The sequence below is a fragment of the Kushneria sp. EE4 genome (genome assembly GCF_977968315.1).
Window position 1 is genome coordinate 364,076 of record NZ_OZ386212.1, and the last position, 17,742, is coordinate 381,817.

Sequence of the window (17,742 nt, forward strand, 5' to 3'; positions counted from 1 at the left end):
CGATAGCCCGGTCCGTGTCGATTACGGACCAGGGGCTGCGCCCAGGGAAAGGAGCGAGCAGCAATGTCTATGGTGCAACGCAATACATCCCGAAACGATGTGCAACAGGATGCACCGGTCATGCAGGCCACCGCCGCCGACCGCATCGCCATCGAAAACATTGGCCCAGGCGTCGAGCAGGGCCGTTTTGCCGCCAAGGCCATCGTCGGTCAACCGGTCAACGTGACCGCGGTCATCTTTGCCGACGGTCACGACGTACTTGCTGCGCGCGTACGCTGGCGCTGCACGCAGGGAAAGGCGCAAGAAGCTGCAGCATCTGCAGATGAGTGGCACAGCGAGACGCTGACGCTGGTCAAGCCGCTGGGCAACGATCTGTGGGAGGGCAGCTTGACGCCCACCGCGACCGGCGCCCACGAGTTCGTGATCGAAGCCTGGTGGGACCTTTACGGTACCTATCACTACGAGTTGAGTAAAAAGCACGCCGCCGGCATCCCGATTGCGCTGGAGCTGCGCGAAGGCCATGGCCATGTGGCTCGGGCGCTCGAGCGTGCCGCCCCCGGCAGCGAGCAGGCCGGGCAGCTTGAGTCGCTGATGGCCGGATTGAAGGGGGCCAGCGATGAAAGCGAGCAGGTCGCGCTGTTGCTTTCGCGCGATACCCTGACGCTCATGCAGGCGTGTGATCCGCAGCGTCATTTAAGCGCCAGTGCAGCCATGCCGCTGGAGGTAGATCGCGAGCTGGCAGCGTTTGCCAGCTGGTATGAGCTTTTCCCCCGTTCGGAAAGCCCGGAGCCCGACCGACACGGCACGTTCAACGATGTGCACGCCCGCCTGCCGATGATTCGTGACATGGGCTTTGACGTGCTCTATTTCCCGCCCATTCATCCCATCGGCCACAGCCATCGCAAGGGCCCCAACAACACGTTGACCCCCGGCCCCGATGATCCGGGCAGCCCCTATGCCATCGGTAACGAGCACGGCGGTCACGAGGCCATCCATCCACAGCTTGGCACGCTCGAGGACTTTCGCGCTCTGGTGGCGACCGCCCGCGAGCATGATCTCGAAATCGCGCTGGATTTCGCCATTCAATGCTCGCCGGATCACCCCTGGCTTGCCGAGCATCCGGGCTGGTTTGCCTGGCGTCCGGACGGCACGATCCGCTACGCCGAAAATCCGCCCAAGAAATATGAAGACATCGTCAACGTTGATTTCTACGCCGAAGACGCCGTCCCGGCCCTCTGGCTGGCGCTGCGTGATGTGGTACAGGGCTGGGTCAGCGAAGGCGTGAAGATCTTTCGTGTGGACAACCCGCATACCAAGCCCTTTCCGTTCTGGGAGTGGCTGATCGCTGATATCCGCTCACGCGACCCGGACGTCATCTTCTTTGCCGAAGCCTTTACTCGCCCGGCCATCATGGCGCGACTGGGCAAGGTCGGCTTTACCATGAGCTATACCTACTTCACCTGGCGCAATACAAAGCCTGAGCTGACCGAGTATCTGACCCAGCTCAACGAATCGCCGCTGCGCGAATGCTATCGGCCCAACTTTTTCGTCAATACCCCGGATATCAACCCGACCTTTTTGCAGGGCTCGGGTCGGCCGGGCTTTCTGATCCGGGCGGCACTGGCGACGATGGGGTCGGGGCTCTGGGGCATGTATTCGGGCTTTGAGCTGTGCGAGGCAGCACCGGTACCGGGCAAGGAGGAGTATCTCGATTCCGAAAAGTATCAGCTCAGAACGCGTGACTACTTCGCCCCCGGCAATATCAGCGCCGAGATCGCCCGGCTGAACTGGATTCGGCGTCACAATCCGGCGCTGCAGACCCATCTGGGCATCCGGTTTGGCGTCATCGACAACGAACGCATCATTTATTTCGTCAAGTCGACGCCGGACATGAGCAATGTGGTGCTCATCGCCGTCAGTCTTGACCCCTTCCATGAGCAGTCCGGTAATTTCGAGCTGCCGCTTTGGGAGCTTGGTCTGGAAGATCACGCCGATGTACACGGTGAGGATCTGATGACCGGTCACCGATGGACCTGGCATGGCAAGTGGCAAAGCACGCACCTGACACCGCAGATGCCGTTTGGCATATGGCGCCTTCGCCCGGCGCAGTAAGCCATCGGGAGATGGGGTGAAGCGCACACCGTCGATCGGTACTCCCGGAGTCAACGCGGGAAGTCGGTGTCGCTTCTTTCTTCAGGCAGGACGCAACATGATCGCCCGCGACCACGGGTCGGGGCGAAGAGGAAAATCTCTCATGATGAATGCCAACAATGTATCCGGCTCGTCCCAGCAGGCCATGACGGCCGGCGAGGGCGAACCCGCCTTTATCAATGATCCGCTGTGGTACAAGGATGCGGTCATCTATCAGGTGCACGTTAAATCCTTCTTTGACGCCAATAACGACGGTATCGGCGATTTTCAGGGGCTGATCGAGCGACTTGATTACATCGCGGGCCTGGGCGTCAATACCATCTGGATACTGCCGTTCTACCCGTCACCACGCCGCGATGACGGTTACGACATCTCCGAGTACTGCGCGGTCAGCCCCGATTACGGCACGCTTGAGCAGGCGCAGCAGTTTATCAAGGAGGCGCACGACCGCGGGCTGCGCGTGATCACCGAGCTGGTCATCAACCACACCTCCGATCAGCACCCCTGGTTTCAGCGCGCCCGGCATGCGCCCAAGGGCTCTCCCGAGCGCGAGTTTTACGTCTGGTCGGACAGCGACACCCATTACAGCGACACCCGCATCATCTTTCTGGACACCGAGACCTCCAACTGGACCTGGGACCCGGTGGCCGGTCAGTACTTCTGGCACCGCTTCTACTCTCACCAGCCCGATCTGAACTTCGATAACCCCGTCGTCTTCGACGAGGTGATGAAGGTCATGCACTACTGGCTGGAGATGGGCGTGGATGGCCTGCGCCTGGACGCCATTCCCTATCTGGTCGAGCGTGAAGGCACCAACAACGAGAACCTGCCCGAGACCCATGAGGTGCTCAAGCGCATCCGGGCGGTGATCGACGAGCATTTCCCGGATCGCATGCTGCTGGCCGAGGCCAATCAGTGGCCCGAGGACACGCGCCCCTATTTCGGTGAGGGCGATGAGTGTCACATGGCGTTTCACTTCCCGCTGATGCCGCGTATGTACATGTCGCTGGCTCAGGAGGATCGCTTCCCGATCACCGATATCCTGCGCCAGACGCCGGAGATTCCCGAAAACTGTCAGTGGGCCGTGTTCCTGCGTAACCATGACGAGCTGACGCTTGAAATGGTGACCGACCGCGAGCGTGACTATCTCTGGAACCATTACGCCTCCGATCGTCGCGCGCGCATCAATCTGGGCATTCGACGCCGGCTGGCGCCGCTGCTGGAGCGCGACCGTCGCCGCATCGAACTGCTCAACAGCCTGTTGCTGTCGATGCCGGGTACGCCCACGGTCTATTACGGCGACGAGATCGGCATGGGGGACAACATCCACCTGGGCGATCGTGACGGCGTGCGTACCCCCATGCAGTGGAGCATGGACCGCAACGGCGGCTTCTCGCGCGCCGATCCGGCCAGCATGGTGCTGCCGCCGATCATGGACGCGCTGTATGGCTTTCAGACCATCAATGTCGAGGCGCAGACCCGCGACCCGCACTCGCTGCTCAACTGGATGCGGCGCATGCTGGCCGTGCGCAGCCAGCAAAAGGCCTTCGGCCGCGGCGTGATGAAGCTTTTGTACCCCTCCAATCGGCGCATTCTGGCCTACATCCGCGAATACACCCATGAAGACACCGGCCAGGTGGACACCATCCTCTGTGTGGCCAACGTGTCGCGCTCGGCGCAGGCGGTGGAGCTGGATCTGTCGAGCTGGGAAGGCCATGTGCCGGTGGAAATGCTTGGCGGCAGTACCTTCCCGCCCATCGGGCAGCTCAGCTATCTGCTGACCCTGCCGCCCTACGGCTTTTACTGGTTCCTGCTGGCGCCGGAAACCACCATGCCGAACTGGCATACGCCGGCTCAGGAGATGATGCCGGAGCTTTTGACCCTGGTGGTCAAGCAGCGCCTGGACGAGATCGGCAGCGGGCGGGCGCGTCGCTCGCTTGAAAACGAGAGCCTGGTGCAGTATCTGCCGCGCAGGCGCTGGTTTGCCGCCAAGAACAGCACCATCGAGCAGGTCAGGCTGGCCTGGGCGGTGGGTCTGGACAGCGCTGCCGTCGATGAGCGCGCTTCAAGCTCGCCCACGATCCTGCTCGGGGAGATCGAGGTGCACACCCGCCAGGCAAGTGCAGAGCCCTCGTCTCCCGAGCGTTATGTGCTGCCCATGGGGCTGATCGGTGAAGACGAAGGCACGCTGTTGCCCCAGCAGCTGGCCATGGCGCGCATTCGTCGCGGGCGTGAAGTCGGGCTGCTGACCGATGCCTTCGCGATGCCGGGCTTTCCCATGGCGGTAGTACAGGCGCTGCGTATGGGCATGGTGCTGGATTTGACCCGCAACGCGGTGGAAACGGATGCCGATGCTTCCAACCCCGGCGCGCTGCATTTCAGATCCACCTCGCTGCTGGGCGAGATGGAGATGACACCGCATGAAGCCGAGATGCGCTATCTCAGCGCCGAGCAGTCCAACAGCTCCGTGATCATCGATGACCGGATGGTGCTCAAGCTGATTCGTCGCATCGAAAGCGGCATCCATCCCGAAGCGGAGATGGGGCGGTATCTCACTGAGCGTGGCTTTACCCACATTGCGCCCATGCTGGGCGAAGTGACCCGCATCGATGATCAGGGCGTGCCACATGTTCTGATGGTGCTGCAGGGCTATATCGACAACCAGGGAGATGCCTGGGAGTGGACGCTCAATACGCTCGAGCGGGCCATTCGCGACGTCAGCGAAATGGTGCAGGCCGACCAGCATGACGTCTACGACCCGCTGGCCACCATCACCGGCTTTGCCGGGTTGCTGGGGCAGCGCCTGGGTGAAATGCATACCCTGCTGGCCATGGACACGCCGGAGGCCGATTTCGCCCCCGAGATCGCCGATGAGGCCCGAACGCGTGAATGGGCCGATGGCGTGCGCGCCCAGATTGGTCAGGCCATGGAGGTCCTTGAAAGCCACAAGAGCAGCGCCAGCGAAGAGGATCAGCGGCTGGCCGACTGGCTGCTTGAGCGCCGCGAGGCGCTTTCGGAGATGGCGGATTCGTTTGCCCATCACGCCCAGGGCAGCCTCTGCACGCGCACGCATGGGGATCTGCACCTCGGGCAGATCCTGGTATCGCATGACGATGCCTACATCATCGACTTTGAAGGCGAGCCTGCCCGACCACTTGCCGAGCGTCGCATGAAGAGCAGCCCTCTGCGCGATGTGGCCGGCGTGGTGCGCTCCTTTGACTATGCCTCGGCCATGGCACTGGATAACGCTCATCGCACTGATGTGGCCCATGATCATGAGGCGGTCAGCCAGGAAGTGATCGTCGACTATCGCCACCGGGTCACCCAGTCATTTTTGCTGGCCTATCGCCAGGCCACGCATCAGGTCGGGCATCAGTGGCAGTTCGAGGATGGCGCCAGTGCGGCGCTGTCGCTGTTCACGCTGGAAAAGGCCGCCTATGAGATTGCCTACGAGGCCGCCAATCGACCGGCCTGGCTGAGTGTTCCCATGCGGGGTCTGGTTGCACTCTTTGACGAACTGAACACTCGCTCGGGCAATGACATGTCCCAATCAGGGGAGGGTCACCATGACGACTCGCAATAAACAGAACGTTCTCGGCGCGTCAGACGACAGTACGACCCTGCATCCTGACGCTGCACAGGCGCTGGTGGAGGGCACTCATGGCGACCCCTTTGCCGTGCTGGGGCCACACGAGGTGGATCATGCGATGGTCGTGCGGGTCTTTCTGCCGCGCGCCATTGGTGTGGAGCTGCTCGAGCGTGACAGCGATCGCGTTCTGACCCGGCTGCAGCCGGGTCAGGTGCCGGATCTCTTTATCGGCCGCCTGGATCGGCTCACGCCCTATCGGCTGCGTATTCGCTGGCCGCACGGGGAAGAGATCGTCGAGGACCCCTACGCCTTTGGGCCGCTGCTGGGGGAGCTTGATCTCTACCTGATCGGCGAGGGCAACCATCGTGAACTGGGCACCTGTCTCGGGGCGCAGATGATGACGGTGGATGGCGTAGAAGGTGTGCGTTTTGCCGTCTGGGCGCCCAATGCCCGGCGCGTATCGGTCGTCGGCGAGTTCTGCGGCTGGGACGGGCGTCGCTATCCGATGCGTCTGCGCCAGCCGACCGGCGTGTGGGAGATCTTTATCCCCGGTCTGGCCGAAGGCAGCGTCTACAAGTACGAAATCCTGGGACAGGATGGCCTGTTGCCGCTCAAGGCCGACCCGGTGGCGCGGGCGACCCAGTCACCGCCCCAGACCGGCTCGGTCGTGGCCGCGCCGCTGGCGCACGACTGGCAGGATCAACAGTGGATGGCGGACCGGGCCGGGCGCCACGGCTCGGATGCCCCCATCTCGGTCTATGAAGTACACGCCGCTTCGTGGCGACGCCACGGTGGCGACGAGGGGGAGCTATATAGCTGGAACGATCTGGCGCAGTGGCTGATTCCCTATGTGCAGGAGATGGGCTTTACCCATATCGAGCTGCTGCCGATCATGGAGCACCCCTTTGGCGGCTCCTGGGGCTATCAGCCGCTGTCGCAATTCGCGCCCAGCGGCCGATTCGGCAAGCCACAGGAGTTCGCCGCCTTTGTGGATGCCTGTCACCAGGCGGGCGTCGGCGTCATCCTCGACTGGGTGCCGGCGCACTTTCCGACCGACCCGCACGGTCTGGCCCGCTTTGACGGCACGGCGCTGTATGAGTACCAGGACCCCCGTGAAGGGTTCCACCAGGACTGGAACACCTATATCTACAACCTGGGGCGGCACGAGGTGCACGGCTTCATGCTGGCCTCGGCCCTTTACTGGCTCAAGCACTTCCATATCGACGCCCTGCGCGTGGATGCGGTGGCCTCGATGCTTTATCGCAACTACTCACGTCAGGAAGGCGAGTGGATTCCCAACCGCCACGGCGGTCAGGAAAACCTGGAGGCGATCGATTTTCTGACCCACCTCAACGAGGTGGTCGGCGAGGAAGCGCCCGGCGCCATCATGATCGCCGAAGAGTCCACGGCCTGGCCCGGTGTAAGCCGACCCGTGTCGGAAGGCGGTCTCGGGTTCAACTACAAGTGGAACATGGGCTGGATGCACGACACGCTCACCTATATGAGCGAGGACCCGCTATATCGCAGCTACCATCACGGCGAGCTGACCTTTTCGCTGGTGTATGCCTTCTCCGAGCGCTTCATGCTGCCGATCTCCCATGACGAGGTGGTGCACGGCAAGGGGTCGTTGATCAACAAGATGCCCGGCGATCGCTGGCAACAGTTTGCCAATCTACGGGCGTGCCTGTCGCTGATGTGGACCCACCCCGGCAAGAAGCTGCTGTTCATGGGCTGTGAGCTGGCACAGTTTCGTGAATGGAGTCATGACCGCGAGCTGGACTGGTTTTTGCTGGCCGACAGTCAGCATCAGGGCATCTCGGATCTGGTGCGCGATCTCAACGCGCTTTATACGCTGGAACCGGCGCTGCACGAACAGGACTGCGTGCCCGAAGGCTTTGAATGGGTGATCGGTGATGATGCACAAAACAGCGTGCTGGCATGGCTGCGATGGAGCCGTGACGGTCAGCCCGTACTGGTGGTGATCAATCTCACGCCAAATGAGCTGTCGGGTTATGGCGTCGGCGTGCCCACGGCGGGGTACTGGCAGGAGTGTTTCAATAGCAACGCGCGGGTCTATGGCGGCACGGGCACCGGCAACGATGGTGGATGCGAAGGTGAGGCGCGCGAAAGCCACGGCCATCCGTTTACGCTGTCGCTGAATTTGCCACCGCTGGGGGCCGTTGTCCTCAAGCCCGGAGACGCAGTTCTCAGGTAGTTTCCAAACGGCGCACATGGCGTAGTAACGCTACGCCATGTGCGACAAAACGTGCATCGCGATCAAGTGTTAAAACTTCTTTAATATAGGGGTAGGCTTATATAGACAGAGGCAGCCGCCCTGTATTGTCACCCGTTGGTGGCTGTTTCCGGTCCATGAGACGGGAGGTCGCCATGCAACATTATCGACACTATCCCCTTGGCGAAATTGCCATTTTCCTGCTGGTCATTCTGCTGGCCCTGTTTGTTCTGATCGGCGGCGATACCCTGACGCCTGATCGAGGCAGCAGTATGCCCGCCTGGTGCGAGCACCATGACGGGCATTGTCCCGGTGTTTCAGGCGACCCGGCGCGCAGTTTCGGAAGCTAGCCGTGGCCGTTAGTTCTGCAGGGCGTCACCGGCGCGCTGCAGCAGGTTGGAGGTGGCCTGCCGGGTGTCTTCCCAGGCACTGCCGGCGGCGTCACTGGTTTTCTCCCATGTCTGCGACGCCTGCTGGCGCGCGTCCTGCCACCAGTCGTTACTCCATGTGGGCTGCTGTTCGAGCGCGTCGCGATCAAGATTGACGGTGACGCGGTACTCGAGCTCGTCCAGGTCGGTATTGTTGCTGGTCTCTACCGTAAAGTCACCGCGCTGGATGACGTAGCCATGGTCCTGCGTTGCAGAGCCTGCGTCATCGGCTTCGATCACGATGGCCTGCAGACTCATGTCATCGCCAAACAGCAGGTCTTCAACTTCGCCGATGCTCTCCTGCTCGTTTTGAAGGTGTACCTGAGCATCCATCAGTTTGTCGGCAGAGTAGAGCCCCTGAGTGGCGGGCTGGTCATCGGCCTGGGCGATAGCCGCCGCGCTCATCATGATCGCGCCGGCGAGAAGGGAACGTTTAAGCATGGGGACATCCTTTGTCATGGGGTTGTAAAAATAATGGCACCGGCAGGGCAGACCTGCGCAGCGCTTTGATGGGTGGTCAGTTTCGGTTCAGTCGTTACGATGATTTGAGCGGGTCATGCCCCCAGTTCATCAGCGAGTAGCGCCAGCGCGAGGTCTTTTTATCCTCTTTTTGCGGCGGCTGCTTGAGATGGCGGGCCACGTACTGGTTGACCTTTTTCATGTGGCTGTAGTCATCGTCATCAAGCTCGGCCTTGCGCTTTCTCTTGATCTCGACGATGCGTCGGCCGGACTGATGGCCGGTGGATTCGCCCTCGCTGCTGTCACCCACCGATTTTGACTCGTCGCTTTCAAGCCACTCTTCAAGCTCTTTGGGCGCCATATTGACGCTTTCCCTGAAATCCTGGTAGATGGCTTCCCTGTCGTCACTCATGGGGTGCTCCCTGACCCTGATAATGTATCGTCTTTTCTGGCAAGGCTCAGGCCTTGCGCAGTTCCTTGTGCAGCTTGAGCACGCGATCGCCGTCATCCTGCTTGATCATGTAGGCCGGCTCATCCTCGGTGGCGTTGCGGGTCACGTCGCTGCCCTTGATGCGCCGGGTCACCCTGTCGGTGTATTTGCGGGTGACCTTGCCTTCGGTCCAGTTATCGCCCCATTTCCATTTCACACGCTGGCGCTGACGGTAGTGTTCGCTCATGAAAACGCTCCCTGTTGAATCATTGCGGTGTGTCCATTCACACGCTCTTGAAACGCTGCCCTGCCTGTCTCCGGCTCGGGCAGGGGAAAGGTTCAAGGGGGCTAGTCGGTACGGTCGCTGCGATTGTCGCTTTCCACGCTGCTGGCATCGGTAAAGGCGTTCTGGCCGATATCCTTGTCGTCGCGTGCCACGGTGTCGGCCGCCCAGGCGCCGCGCTTGCCCATTGGCTGTGGTTTGCCGGTGGTCGTGTCCTTTTTGGTCTGACGCTCGAGTTCGCAGTTAAGCGCCGCACCCAGCAGCACGATAAAGGCCGACAGCCAGAACCACAGCAGCAGTACCATGACCGCGCCGATGGTGCCGTAGGTCTGGTTATAGTTGCCGAAATTGCGTACGTAAATGGAAAAGCCGATTGAACCCAGCGCCCAGAGCAGCGTGGCCGTAATGGAGCCGACACTGAGCCAGCCCACGCGGGAAGGGGCCCGGTCAGGTCCGTAGCGGTAGAGAATGGTGATGGCGCTGATGACCAGCAGCAGCAGAATCGGCCAGCGGATATAGGTCAAAAGCGCCGTCAGGGTCTCGCCAAAGGGCAGCCATGCAATCAGGGGCGGCAGTACGGCAATGGTGCCCAGCGTCAAAATGGTCATCACCATCATGGCCCCGGTCAGAAACCAGGTCATCAAGGTGAGCTTGATCAGGCCCCGCTCTTCCTTTTCGCCATAGATGATGTTGAGCCCGGCCATCAGCCCGCGCATGCCCTTGGAGGCGCTGTAGACCGTGAAGGCAAGACCCGCCACGGCCGTAATGCTCATACCGGTACCGGCACTGCTGTTGACCGACAGGGCCTGCTGTCGAATGATGCTGGCGGCGTCTTCGGGGAGCACGCTGCTGAGCATTTCGATCTGACCCTGCACCTGCTGGGGATCAAAGGCCAGACCCCAGATCGAAATGAAGGCGGCGATGGCCGGGAAGATTCCCAAAAAGGCATAAAAGGCGATGCTGGCCGCGATCAGGGTGGCGTGATTGGCTTCCACCTGGCGTTTGACGCGAAAAAGCGTGTCCTTCCAGCCGCGCCCCGGCATGGCAAGCGGCGAACCGGAGTCGTGTCCCCGGTTCTTGCCGTGAGGCTTGTCGGTGGTGTCCTGCATGGTGTGATTACCCCGGTTGAACGATTCAGACAGGCGCTTAATGCCTTCGGGTGCCTGGCGTATAAATGAAATACCCTGTGGGTGGCGTCTCCCAGTGTAGTGGCAATAATGCCATTATTGAGACGAAAACCAGGTCGCAACGCATGAAAGTTACATGCGTCACAAATGGCGGTGTCTCCGCCACGTCATGCTTCAAGGGTCACGTTCTTGGTCAGTGTAGAGCGCAGGGAAGGTTTCAACATCAAGATCTCGCGGGTGCTCAGGGAGGCCACCGAGCACGGGCTGGATCTTTATCTGTTTGTGCCCGCAGAGATCGATCTTCATCGCAATGTCGTCTCCGAGGGGAGCTTTTATCACAACGCCATCCACCTCAAGCGCACCTATTACAGCAATCAGCGTCACCTGCCGCTGGCCCATAGCCGTCTGGCGCGCCGCGACCGCCAGTCGCCCGAGCGTTATCGCCTGAGCCTGAGTCTCTATGCCTATCAGTATGTGGTCGCGCTTGAGCGTTTGATCGCACCGCTGGAAGGCGATCGCGACCAGGTAAGCGTGGAGGCGCTGGAAGAGGTGATAGAGCTTGCAAGCAGCGTGCCCAGGCGCATGCGACGCAATCGCCCCGGTGATGACAGCCAGCTCAAATACTTCATCAACATCGACAACTACATGTCCTGGATCACCGAGCAGCGCCTTTTGAAGCTGGTGGCCGGGCTGCCCGAACCTGATGCGTCACAAGCGCCGGCACGTGCGTCGCTGCTGGAAATCTGCCGGTTTGAAAGCCGTTACCGCAGCGAGCATCAGTACAACTCGAGCCGCGCCGCCCAGAGCCCGTCGCGCATTTCCAACAAGATGCGTCTGCTACGGCGTCTGATCGAGTATCCCGTCACGCTCAAGCAGAAAACACGCGAGCTGGGGGCCTGGGAGGAGCGCGGCGTCAAGGCACTGGCAACCGGGCTGGTGATGCTGGTGATTTCGGTCATGATGCTCGAGGCGCGCAACCTGGTGGGCGATCTGACCCTGCGCTTTGTGTTGATACTGGCGCTTTTGTACGCCATGCGTGAGGTTTTCAAGGAGGATCTGCGCAATACGCTGTGGCGCTGGCTGCGAAGGGGGCGGCCCAAATGGATGCGCCAATACTTTGATGTACACAGCCGTGAGATGGTCGGTCAGCAGCGCGAGTGGCTCGACTATGTCCGTTTCAAAAGACTCGATGACGACATCCGCGCCACCCGGGGCGGGGGCGTGACCCAGCGCGAAGAGGTCATTTTGCAGTACCGAAGCCGCTCGAAAATGCTGCCGACCCGGTTTCTCAGCGGCTATGAAGAGACCCGCGAGATCATGATGCTCGATCTTTCCATGATCGCGAATCTGCTCGAGGACAGCCATCATCATGTCTATCAGCTCAACGATGATGACGTGGATCGTGAGGTGGTCGAGCGGCGCTATCAGCTCAACCTGGTGGCGCGCGGTATCCGCGGCTCCCAGAAAACGACCGTCCAGCGCTGGAAAATCAACATGAGCCGCTCGGGCATCGTGGACATCGAGGAGTCCACGCCCTGAAGATGGCGCGCAACCTCAAAAAGGAGAATTCTTCGATGCACGACGATCTCGACCAGACGTCTCGAACGCCTCAGGCACAGGCAGAAGTGGACCAGCAGTGTCGCTCCCTGGCCCTTTACGAGTTCGAGAGCTGCCCCTTTTGCCGCCGTGTGCTGCATGAAATCGAGCGGCTGTCGCTCAATATCGAGCTGCGCAATACACGCGAGGACCCGGCAGCCCGCCAGGAGCTGATCGAGGGGGGCGGGCGCGCCATGGTGCCCTGTCTTCGAATTACCCAGGAGACCGGCGAAACGCACTGGATGTATGAATCTGCCGATATCACGGCCTGGCTGCGCCAGCAGTTTGGCTAATATACCGTTATCAAGAACGATAACCTGTGATGAAAACGTTATTCACAATCGTTCACAAAATGATGGCTGACGGCTGGCAGGTAGTAGCTATGCTGTAGAAAGGTACCGACACACGAGTCAGACAGCATCGGTACATGTCGGACCATCATGCAGAACAGGAGGTTGGCATGTCAGAGTCAAAAGGCGGCAAGGCTGAAGGCATGATCGACAAGCTTGGCGGCAAGATCCAGAAGGAAACCGGCAAGGCGACCGGCGACAAGGATCAGATCGAAAAGGGTGAAAAGGATCTGGCCAAGGGCGAGCGCAAGGCCAAATCCGACGATAACGGCAAGGCCTGATCAGCGCTGATCGCATCTTTTGTGCCGATACAGCGATGACATTGGCAATGCGCTATAAACGTCTACACTGAGTCATGCGCATCCTGAATGCGCAGACGCTGCCCTTGAAAGGCAGGTGTCATATTTTCTACAGGGAGGTAACTGTCATGGCTACAGATTCCAAGTCCGACAAGGCTGAAGGCGCACTCGACAAGGCAAAGGGCAAGGTCAAGGAAGCCGTAGGCAAGGCAACCGACAAGCCCGGCACTGAAGCAGAAGGCAAGGCCCAGCAGTCGAAAGGGCATGCCGAAAGCGCCAAGGGCGACGTCAAGGACGCTGTCAACAAGAAGTAACGCTTGCACCGTCAAGGGTTAATGAAGGGCCGCTTTTTAGCGGCCCTTTCTGTTTTCTGGACCGGTTTGGCATGTTCAGGGCGCCAGCAGCGCTATGGCCTGCCTCGCTCCCGGCGTACAATCGCGGTTTTAATTCAAGGAGCCCATCATGGCCCAAGCAAGCGCACGTCATATTCTCGTCAACAGCGAAGCCGAGTGTGAAGCACTCAAAAGTGAAATAGAGCAGGGCAGGGACTTTGCCGACGTGGCCCGCGAGCACTCGAAGTGCCCCAGCGGCAGTCAGGGCGGCGATCTGGGTACCTTCGGCCGCGGTCAGATGGTGCGTGAATTCGATGAGGTCGTTTTCACCGGTGATCTCAACAAGGTGCACGGTCCCGTCAAGACCCAGTTTGGCTATCATCTGCTGGAAGTGACCAGCCGCAGCTGATCACGGCGGTCATACGGCGTTTACGTCGTATAATGATGTTTCGGGGGCTGTCTGTCATGGCAGCCCCTTTTCGTAACGCCCGGGCGGGCGACACTACGCCCCCGCTGGTTTATCCTGCCGTGGCGAAACGACCCCGGTCGTATTATTTGATGAATCGATCGACCTCTGGCGTTGATTGACCGCAGGACTGTGAGGAAGTGCTCATGAAAGACTGGCTACAAACGCTGCCCAAGGCGGAACTGCACCTGCATATCGAGGGCACGCTGGAACCCGAGCTCATGTTCGAGCTGGCCGCCAGAAACGATGTTGCGCTCCCCTATGGCTCCATTGAAGAGGTCCGCGCGGCCTATAATTTTACCAACCTGCAATCCTTTCTCGATCTCTACTATCAGGGCATGAACGTCCTGCATACCGAGCAGGATTTCTTTGATCTGGCAATGGCCTACTTTGAACGGGCCCATCAGGACGGCGTGGTTCACGTTGAGCTCTCCTTTGACCCGCAGCCGCATCTGTCCCGCGGCGTGGCGATGCGCACCCTGTTCGCCGGTCTGGGGCAGGCGCGCGAAGAAGCCGGCCGCCGCTTTGGCATGTCCACGGCCCTGATCATGAGCTTTTTGCGCGACCGCAGCGCCGAAGAGGCCATGGACGTGCTGGAGCAGGCCGCCCCCTGGTATGACCAGATTGATGCCATCGGTCTGGACAGCGCCGAGCTTGGCAACCCGCCGGAGAAGTTTACTGCCGTGTTCGAGCAGGCTCGTGCGCTGGGCATTGCAAGACTTGCCCACGCCGGCGAAGAAGGCCCGGCGGCCTATATCAGCGGCGCGCTGGATGCCCTCGATGTGTGTCGTATCGATCACGGCGTGCGCTGTCTTGAAGACGAGGCGCTGGTGGCACGGCTTGCCAACGAACAGATTCCGCTGACGGTCTGCCCGCTGTCCAACGTCTATCTCAAGGTCTTTGATCGTCTTGAAGACCACACTCTGCCAGCGCTTCTGGATCAGGGACTGTGCGTGACGCTCAACTCCGATGACCCGGCCTATTTCGGCGGCGGCATGCTCAATAATTTCCTGGCCTGCCAGGACGCCTTTGGCTGGGATGAGGATGCCTTCCGGGGACTGGCCCGTAACGCCATCGAAGCCGCCTTCATGGACGAAAACCGTCGCGAAACGCTATTGAAGGCCCTTGCCGAGTGCTGATCAGCCGCCGCTCTGGTGAATCATCCAGATGGTCGTGCTGATAGTGATAAACGAGAGGACCGTGGCGGCCAGCAGCGCCGCCGCACAGAGCCTGTCCATCGAAAAGCGCAGACCGAAGATGGGGTAGACGCTCAGCATGGGGGCGCTGGCGATCAGCAGCGCGCCCGTCATCAGCTCGGTGTTGTCGATGGGAAAGACCTGAAAGCACAGCAGCACCAGCAGGGGATGACAGACCAGCTTGGCCAGCGTGATCTGACCGATATCGCGATACATGCCCTGGACCTTCAACCCGTAAAGCGTCCCGCCGATAACAAACAGCGCCACCGGCGCCGAGGCGTCGGCGAGCATATCCAGCGCCTTGTAAAACGGCGCGGGTATCGAAAGGCCGGACAGCGAGATCAGGGCACCACTGACAATGGCGATAATGATCGGGTTGCGCGAAAGCCTTTTGACCGTCGTGACGACCGTTTTTCGTAGTGAGATGCCCTGCTGACTGCCCGCTTCAGCCAGCGCCAGCGCCAGCGGGATCATCACCATGTTCTCGATCAGCATGCACAGCGCCAGCGCCACGCCCGCCGTCGGGCCGATGACCATCACCGCAATCGGATAGCCGATAAAACCGCTATTGGCGGTGGCCATGCCCATGGCGTTGATAGCGGCGTAATCCAGACGCTGACGCTGCACGCGATACACCAGAAAAAGCCCTGCCAGAAATGTCAGCAGCGATCCCAGCCCGTAGGCCAGCAGATAGTGGGCATCGAACACATCGGCCAGGGCATTCTCGCTCAGGGCGCGGATGATCAGCGCCGGCAGAGCAAAATTGACTACCAGACGTCCCAGCCCCTGAATATGCTCTTTTGAGACCACGCCCCACATGACGGCGACGTATCCAAGAGCGATCAGCATGAAGATCGGGGCAGTAATGCTCAGTACATTCAAGAACCTGACTCCAGAGCAAGCGTTTGAGCCCGAGTGGCGGCACGTTCACGTTGATCCATGAGCGGCTGTCGGGGCGCTGAAAGATTGTATCGAACGAATGGCGGCGTCAAATCAGCGTCATCCATTGTCCAAAGGAGGTCTGCCATGCGCGCACATTCCATTCATCACGGCACACTGCACTGTTTCCCGGCCGGACTGGCCGATGACCGGCAACAGATGGTTCATGCCGAAGTCTCCGCTGTGGTGTACGACGGTCAGAGATTAATTCTTGGCAGCGACAAGCCGATTCCCGGCGCCGAACGTTCCTCGGTCTTTGCCGTCGATATCGATGATCAGGGCCATCCGCAGGAAGATACGCTGGCTTACTATACCCAGCCACTGATCCGCCAGGCGATCAAATACGAGGATTTTGCGCTGACCGTGGATGGTCGCCATGTACTGGCCACCACCGGCTTCGATCGCATCCACCCCGAGGATCACTCACTCAATGACTATAATCATCTGCTGATCTGGCCGCTGGGCGACCCGGACCGGGTGCAGGTCGTTGACCCGGACCCGCGTGACGGTGTGGAAGGTTCACTGGAACTGCGCCAGCGGCTGACGGCCGCTATCGGCATGCCCTATTACAAGATAGAAGGCCTGGCGGCCATTCCGAGTGAAAAAGGCGATGGTCTGCTGCTGTTTGGCGTGCGCGAACAGGGGCAGCATTTTGATGACTTCAACTATGTCTGCCGCGTGGTCGGCGCCCATTACCGGATCAACGAACAGGGGCAGCTGGTGTTTCTCGACGAGATGCGCGAGCACTACGCCTTTGATCCCGGTCAATTCGAGGCCGTTGAGCACCTCTGTGGCCTGTCGAGCCTTGAATATGACCCGTATAACCACCGGCTTTATCTGATGACCAGCTTTGAAAACGAGCAGGGCGGCATCGACAGTATCGGTGGCTATCTCTGGGTTATCGACATGGCCGATCTTGCACGCGGCAGGGCACCCGCGCTGGTGGAAAACGAAACCGGGGCACCGCTGGTATTCACCCACAAGGCCGAAGGGCTGGCCGTGCTGGATCACGAGCGGCTGTTTGTCGCCTACGACAATGATCGGGAGCTGGCGCTGGGCGATCATGATCCCAAACGCGAGCAAAAACATGCCTGCGAGGCGCCCTGGACGCTTTTACAAATGATCCAGTAACACCCCGGGGGTCAACCGCGGCGCCCGGGGCTGATATCATGGGCGCTGTCCTTTCGTTTTACTTCCCCACGGTGTCGTCATGAAAATACTGGTTCGTTATTTCTTCAAGGGCGTTCGCCTGGTGCTGGCGCCTGTCATGATCGCCCGCGACCGCTTCGGTCGGCCCGAACCGGTCACGCGCACCCAAAGGGCGCAGACGGAAGTCGACCGCGCCTGCCAGTCGCTGACGCTGTATCAGTTTCGCACCTGCCCCTTCTGCGTGAAGGTACGCCACGAGATGCATCGGCTGGCACTGCCGATCGAACTGCGCGACACCCAGCACGACGATGCTGCCCGGCAGGCATTGAAGGCCGGCGGTGGCCGCGTCAAGGTGCCGTGTCTTGCCATCGAGGAAAACGGCGGGACCGAGTGGATGTATGAGTCCGACGCCATCAAGGCCTATCTACAAAAGCGCTTCGAGCCCGATACCGCAACCGCCTGAGAGCACAAACCCTGATATGAAAGGCCCCGGCTTGCCGGGGCCTTTTGCGTTTGAGAGACACGGTAGTATTACCTTTCATGCGTTTTAACCTTTCCTGCTTCGAGATTTCTGAAGCGTTGCACGGCTCAGGAGTCTGACTTCAGCAGGATAGAACGTTAGTGATACCTAAAATGTCTGGAATTGTTAGACATTTTATATGGATAGGTAAGACAAATTGCGAATGGTCTCTATCGTTCATGGCGATAGACTCAG

Annotated in this window: 17 protein-coding genes; 12 read left to right on the forward strand and 5 right to left on the reverse strand. The window is 60.2% G+C overall.

What is annotated here, in order from left to right; all coding sequences use genetic code 11:
• Positions 1 to 63 precede the first annotated feature (63 nt).
• The 4 genes from ACXMYO_RS01705 to ACXMYO_RS01720 all read left to right on the forward strand — a co-directional run bounded on the left by ACXMYO_RS01705 (position 64) and on the right by ACXMYO_RS01720 (position 8,323).
• On the forward strand, positions 64 to 2,112 hold the full coding sequence (locus ACXMYO_RS01705; RefSeq protein ID WP_457807616.1) for an alpha-1,4-glucan--maltose-1-phosphate maltosyltransferase: 2,049 nt from the start codon (positions 64 to 66) through the stop codon (positions 2,110 to 2,112).
• A gap of 142 nt (positions 2,113 to 2,254) precedes the next feature.
• A complete protein-coding gene (gene treS, locus ACXMYO_RS01710) occupies positions 2,255 to 5,734 on the forward strand; it encodes a maltose alpha-D-glucosyltransferase (RefSeq protein ID WP_457807617.1) in 3,480 nt (1,159 codons plus the stop codon).
• Positions 5,718 to 7,955, forward strand: a complete 2,238-nt coding sequence (glgB, locus tag ACXMYO_RS01715; protein WP_457807618.1) for a 1,4-alpha-glucan branching protein GlgB — start codon at positions 5,718 to 5,720, stop codon at positions 7,953 to 7,955. Before treS ends, glgB begins: the two co-directional genes overlap by 17 nt.
• Positions 7,956 to 8,128: 173 nt before the next feature.
• Positions 8,129 to 8,323: a hypothetical protein gene (locus ACXMYO_RS01720; protein WP_438766382.1), complete on the forward strand. Its 195-nt coding sequence runs from the start codon at positions 8,129 to 8,131 to the stop codon at positions 8,321 to 8,323.
• Positions 8,324 to 8,332: 9 nt separating this feature from the next.
• On the opposite strand, the gene ACXMYO_RS01725 is transcribed toward ACXMYO_RS01720, so the two are convergent.
• From ACXMYO_RS01725 to ACXMYO_RS01740, 4 genes are all read right to left on the reverse strand, one after another.
• Complete coding sequence (locus tag ACXMYO_RS01725; protein WP_457807619.1) at positions 8,333 to 8,842, reverse strand: PRC-barrel domain containing protein; 510 nt, start codon at positions 8,840 to 8,842, stop codon at positions 8,333 to 8,335.
• 94 nt (positions 8,843 to 8,936) lie between these two features.
• Positions 8,937 to 9,272, reverse strand: a complete 336-nt coding sequence (locus ACXMYO_RS01730) for a DUF3140 domain-containing protein (protein WP_438766384.1) — start codon at positions 9,270 to 9,272, stop codon at positions 8,937 to 8,939.
• 46 nt (positions 9,273 to 9,318) lie between these two features.
• Positions 9,319 to 9,537: an HVA1 family protein gene (locus ACXMYO_RS01735; protein ID WP_438766385.1), complete on the reverse strand. Its 219-nt coding sequence runs from the start codon at positions 9,535 to 9,537 to the stop codon at positions 9,319 to 9,321.
• 101 nt (positions 9,538 to 9,638) lie between these two features.
• Complete coding sequence (locus ACXMYO_RS01740; protein ID WP_457807620.1) at positions 9,639 to 10,682, reverse strand: YihY/virulence factor BrkB family protein; 1,044 nt, start codon at positions 10,680 to 10,682, stop codon at positions 9,639 to 9,641.
• A gap of 207 nt (positions 10,683 to 10,889) precedes the next feature.
• On the opposite strand from ACXMYO_RS01740, the gene ACXMYO_RS01745 reads away from it, so the two are divergent.
• The 6 genes from ACXMYO_RS01745 to ACXMYO_RS01770 all read left to right on the forward strand — a co-directional run bounded on the left by ACXMYO_RS01745 (position 10,890) and on the right by ACXMYO_RS01770 (position 14,882).
• Positions 10,890 to 12,239 carry a hypothetical protein gene (locus ACXMYO_RS01745; protein ID WP_438766388.1) on the forward strand — a complete coding sequence of 450 codons (1,350 nt, stop codon included), beginning with the start codon at positions 10,890 to 10,892 and terminating at the stop codon, positions 12,237 to 12,239.
• 35 nt (positions 12,240 to 12,274) lie between these two features.
• Complete coding sequence (locus ACXMYO_RS01750) at positions 12,275 to 12,589, forward strand: glutathione S-transferase N-terminal domain-containing protein (RefSeq protein ID WP_438766389.1); 315 nt, start codon at positions 12,275 to 12,277, stop codon at positions 12,587 to 12,589.
• A gap of 167 nt (positions 12,590 to 12,756) precedes the next feature.
• The gene (locus ACXMYO_RS01755) at positions 12,757 to 12,927 is read left to right on the forward strand and encodes a hypothetical protein (RefSeq protein ID WP_438766390.1); all 171 of its coding nucleotides are present in this window, start codon (positions 12,757 to 12,759) and stop codon (positions 12,925 to 12,927) included.
• Positions 12,928 to 13,073: 146 nt separating this feature from the next.
• A complete protein-coding gene (locus tag ACXMYO_RS01760) occupies positions 13,074 to 13,259 on the forward strand; it encodes a CsbD family protein (RefSeq protein WP_438766392.1) in 186 nt (61 codons plus the stop codon).
• Between the two features lie 148 nt (positions 13,260 to 13,407).
• Positions 13,408 to 13,686, forward strand: coding sequence for a peptidylprolyl isomerase (locus tag ACXMYO_RS01765; protein WP_457807621.1), 279 nt, complete (start codon positions 13,408 to 13,410; stop codon positions 13,684 to 13,686).
• Positions 13,687 to 13,889: 203 nt separating this feature from the next.
• Positions 13,890 to 14,882 carry an adenosine deaminase gene (locus ACXMYO_RS01770; protein WP_438766394.1) on the forward strand — a complete coding sequence of 331 codons (993 nt, stop codon included), beginning with the start codon at positions 13,890 to 13,892 and terminating at the stop codon, positions 14,880 to 14,882.
• On the opposite strand, the gene ACXMYO_RS01775 is transcribed toward ACXMYO_RS01770, so the two are convergent.
• On the reverse strand, positions 14,883 to 15,821 hold the full coding sequence (locus ACXMYO_RS01775; RefSeq protein ID WP_457807622.1) for an AEC family transporter: 939 nt from the start codon (positions 15,819 to 15,821) through the stop codon (positions 14,883 to 14,885). It abuts the gene before it with no gap.
• Between the two features lie 144 nt (positions 15,822 to 15,965).
• Between ACXMYO_RS01775 and ACXMYO_RS01780 the strand changes: the two genes are divergently transcribed.
• Positions 15,966 to 17,009 carry a hypothetical protein gene (locus ACXMYO_RS01780; protein ID WP_438766396.1) on the forward strand — a complete coding sequence of 348 codons (1,044 nt, stop codon included), beginning with the start codon at positions 15,966 to 15,968 and terminating at the stop codon, positions 17,007 to 17,009.
• 79 nt (positions 17,010 to 17,088) lie between these two features.
• The gene (locus ACXMYO_RS01785; RefSeq protein ID WP_438766397.1) at positions 17,089 to 17,490 is read left to right on the forward strand and encodes a glutathione S-transferase N-terminal domain-containing protein; all 402 of its coding nucleotides are present in this window, start codon (positions 17,089 to 17,091) and stop codon (positions 17,488 to 17,490) included.
• Positions 17,491 to 17,742: the final 252 nt, after the last annotated feature.

Coding starts and splice junctions, on each gene's coding strand:
- glgB (WP_457807618.1), top strand. CDS start 5,718: ATGACGACTCGCAATAAACAGAACGTTCTCGGCGCGTCAGACGACAGT.
- ACXMYO_RS01725 (WP_457807619.1), bottom strand. CDS start 8,842: ATGCTTAAACGTTCCCTTCTCGCCGGCGCGATCATGATGAGCGCGGCG.
- ACXMYO_RS01730 (WP_438766384.1), bottom strand. CDS start 9,272: ATGAGTGACGACAGGGAAGCCATCTACCAGGATTTCAGGGAAAGCGTC.
- ACXMYO_RS01785 (WP_438766397.1), top strand. CDS start 17,089: ATGAAAATACTGGTTCGTTATTTCTTCAAGGGCGTTCGCCTGGTGCTG.
- treS (WP_457807617.1), top strand. CDS start 2,255: ATGATGAATGCCAACAATGTATCCGGCTCGTCCCAGCAGGCCATGACG.
- ACXMYO_RS01735 (WP_438766385.1), bottom strand. CDS start 9,537: ATGAGCGAACACTACCGTCAGCGCCAGCGTGTGAAATGGAAATGGGGC.
- ACXMYO_RS01750 (WP_438766389.1), top strand. CDS start 12,275: ATGCACGACGATCTCGACCAGACGTCTCGAACGCCTCAGGCACAGGCA.
- ACXMYO_RS01765 (WP_457807621.1), top strand. CDS start 13,408: ATGGCCCAAGCAAGCGCACGTCATATTCTCGTCAACAGCGAAGCCGAG.
- ACXMYO_RS01720 (WP_438766382.1), top strand. CDS start 8,129: ATGCAACATTATCGACACTATCCCCTTGGCGAAATTGCCATTTTCCTG.
- ACXMYO_RS01760 (WP_438766392.1), top strand. CDS start 13,074: ATGGCTACAGATTCCAAGTCCGACAAGGCTGAAGGCGCACTCGACAAG.
- ACXMYO_RS01780 (WP_438766396.1), top strand. CDS start 15,966: ATGCGCGCACATTCCATTCATCACGGCACACTGCACTGTTTCCCGGCC.
- ACXMYO_RS01705 (WP_457807616.1), top strand. CDS start 64: ATGTCTATGGTGCAACGCAATACATCCCGAAACGATGTGCAACAGGAT.
- ACXMYO_RS01740 (WP_457807620.1), bottom strand. CDS start 10,682: ATGCAGGACACCACCGACAAGCCTCACGGCAAGAACCGGGGACACGAC.
- ACXMYO_RS01755 (WP_438766390.1), top strand. CDS start 12,757: ATGTCAGAGTCAAAAGGCGGCAAGGCTGAAGGCATGATCGACAAGCTT.
- ACXMYO_RS01770 (WP_438766394.1), top strand. CDS start 13,890: ATGAAAGACTGGCTACAAACGCTGCCCAAGGCGGAACTGCACCTGCAT.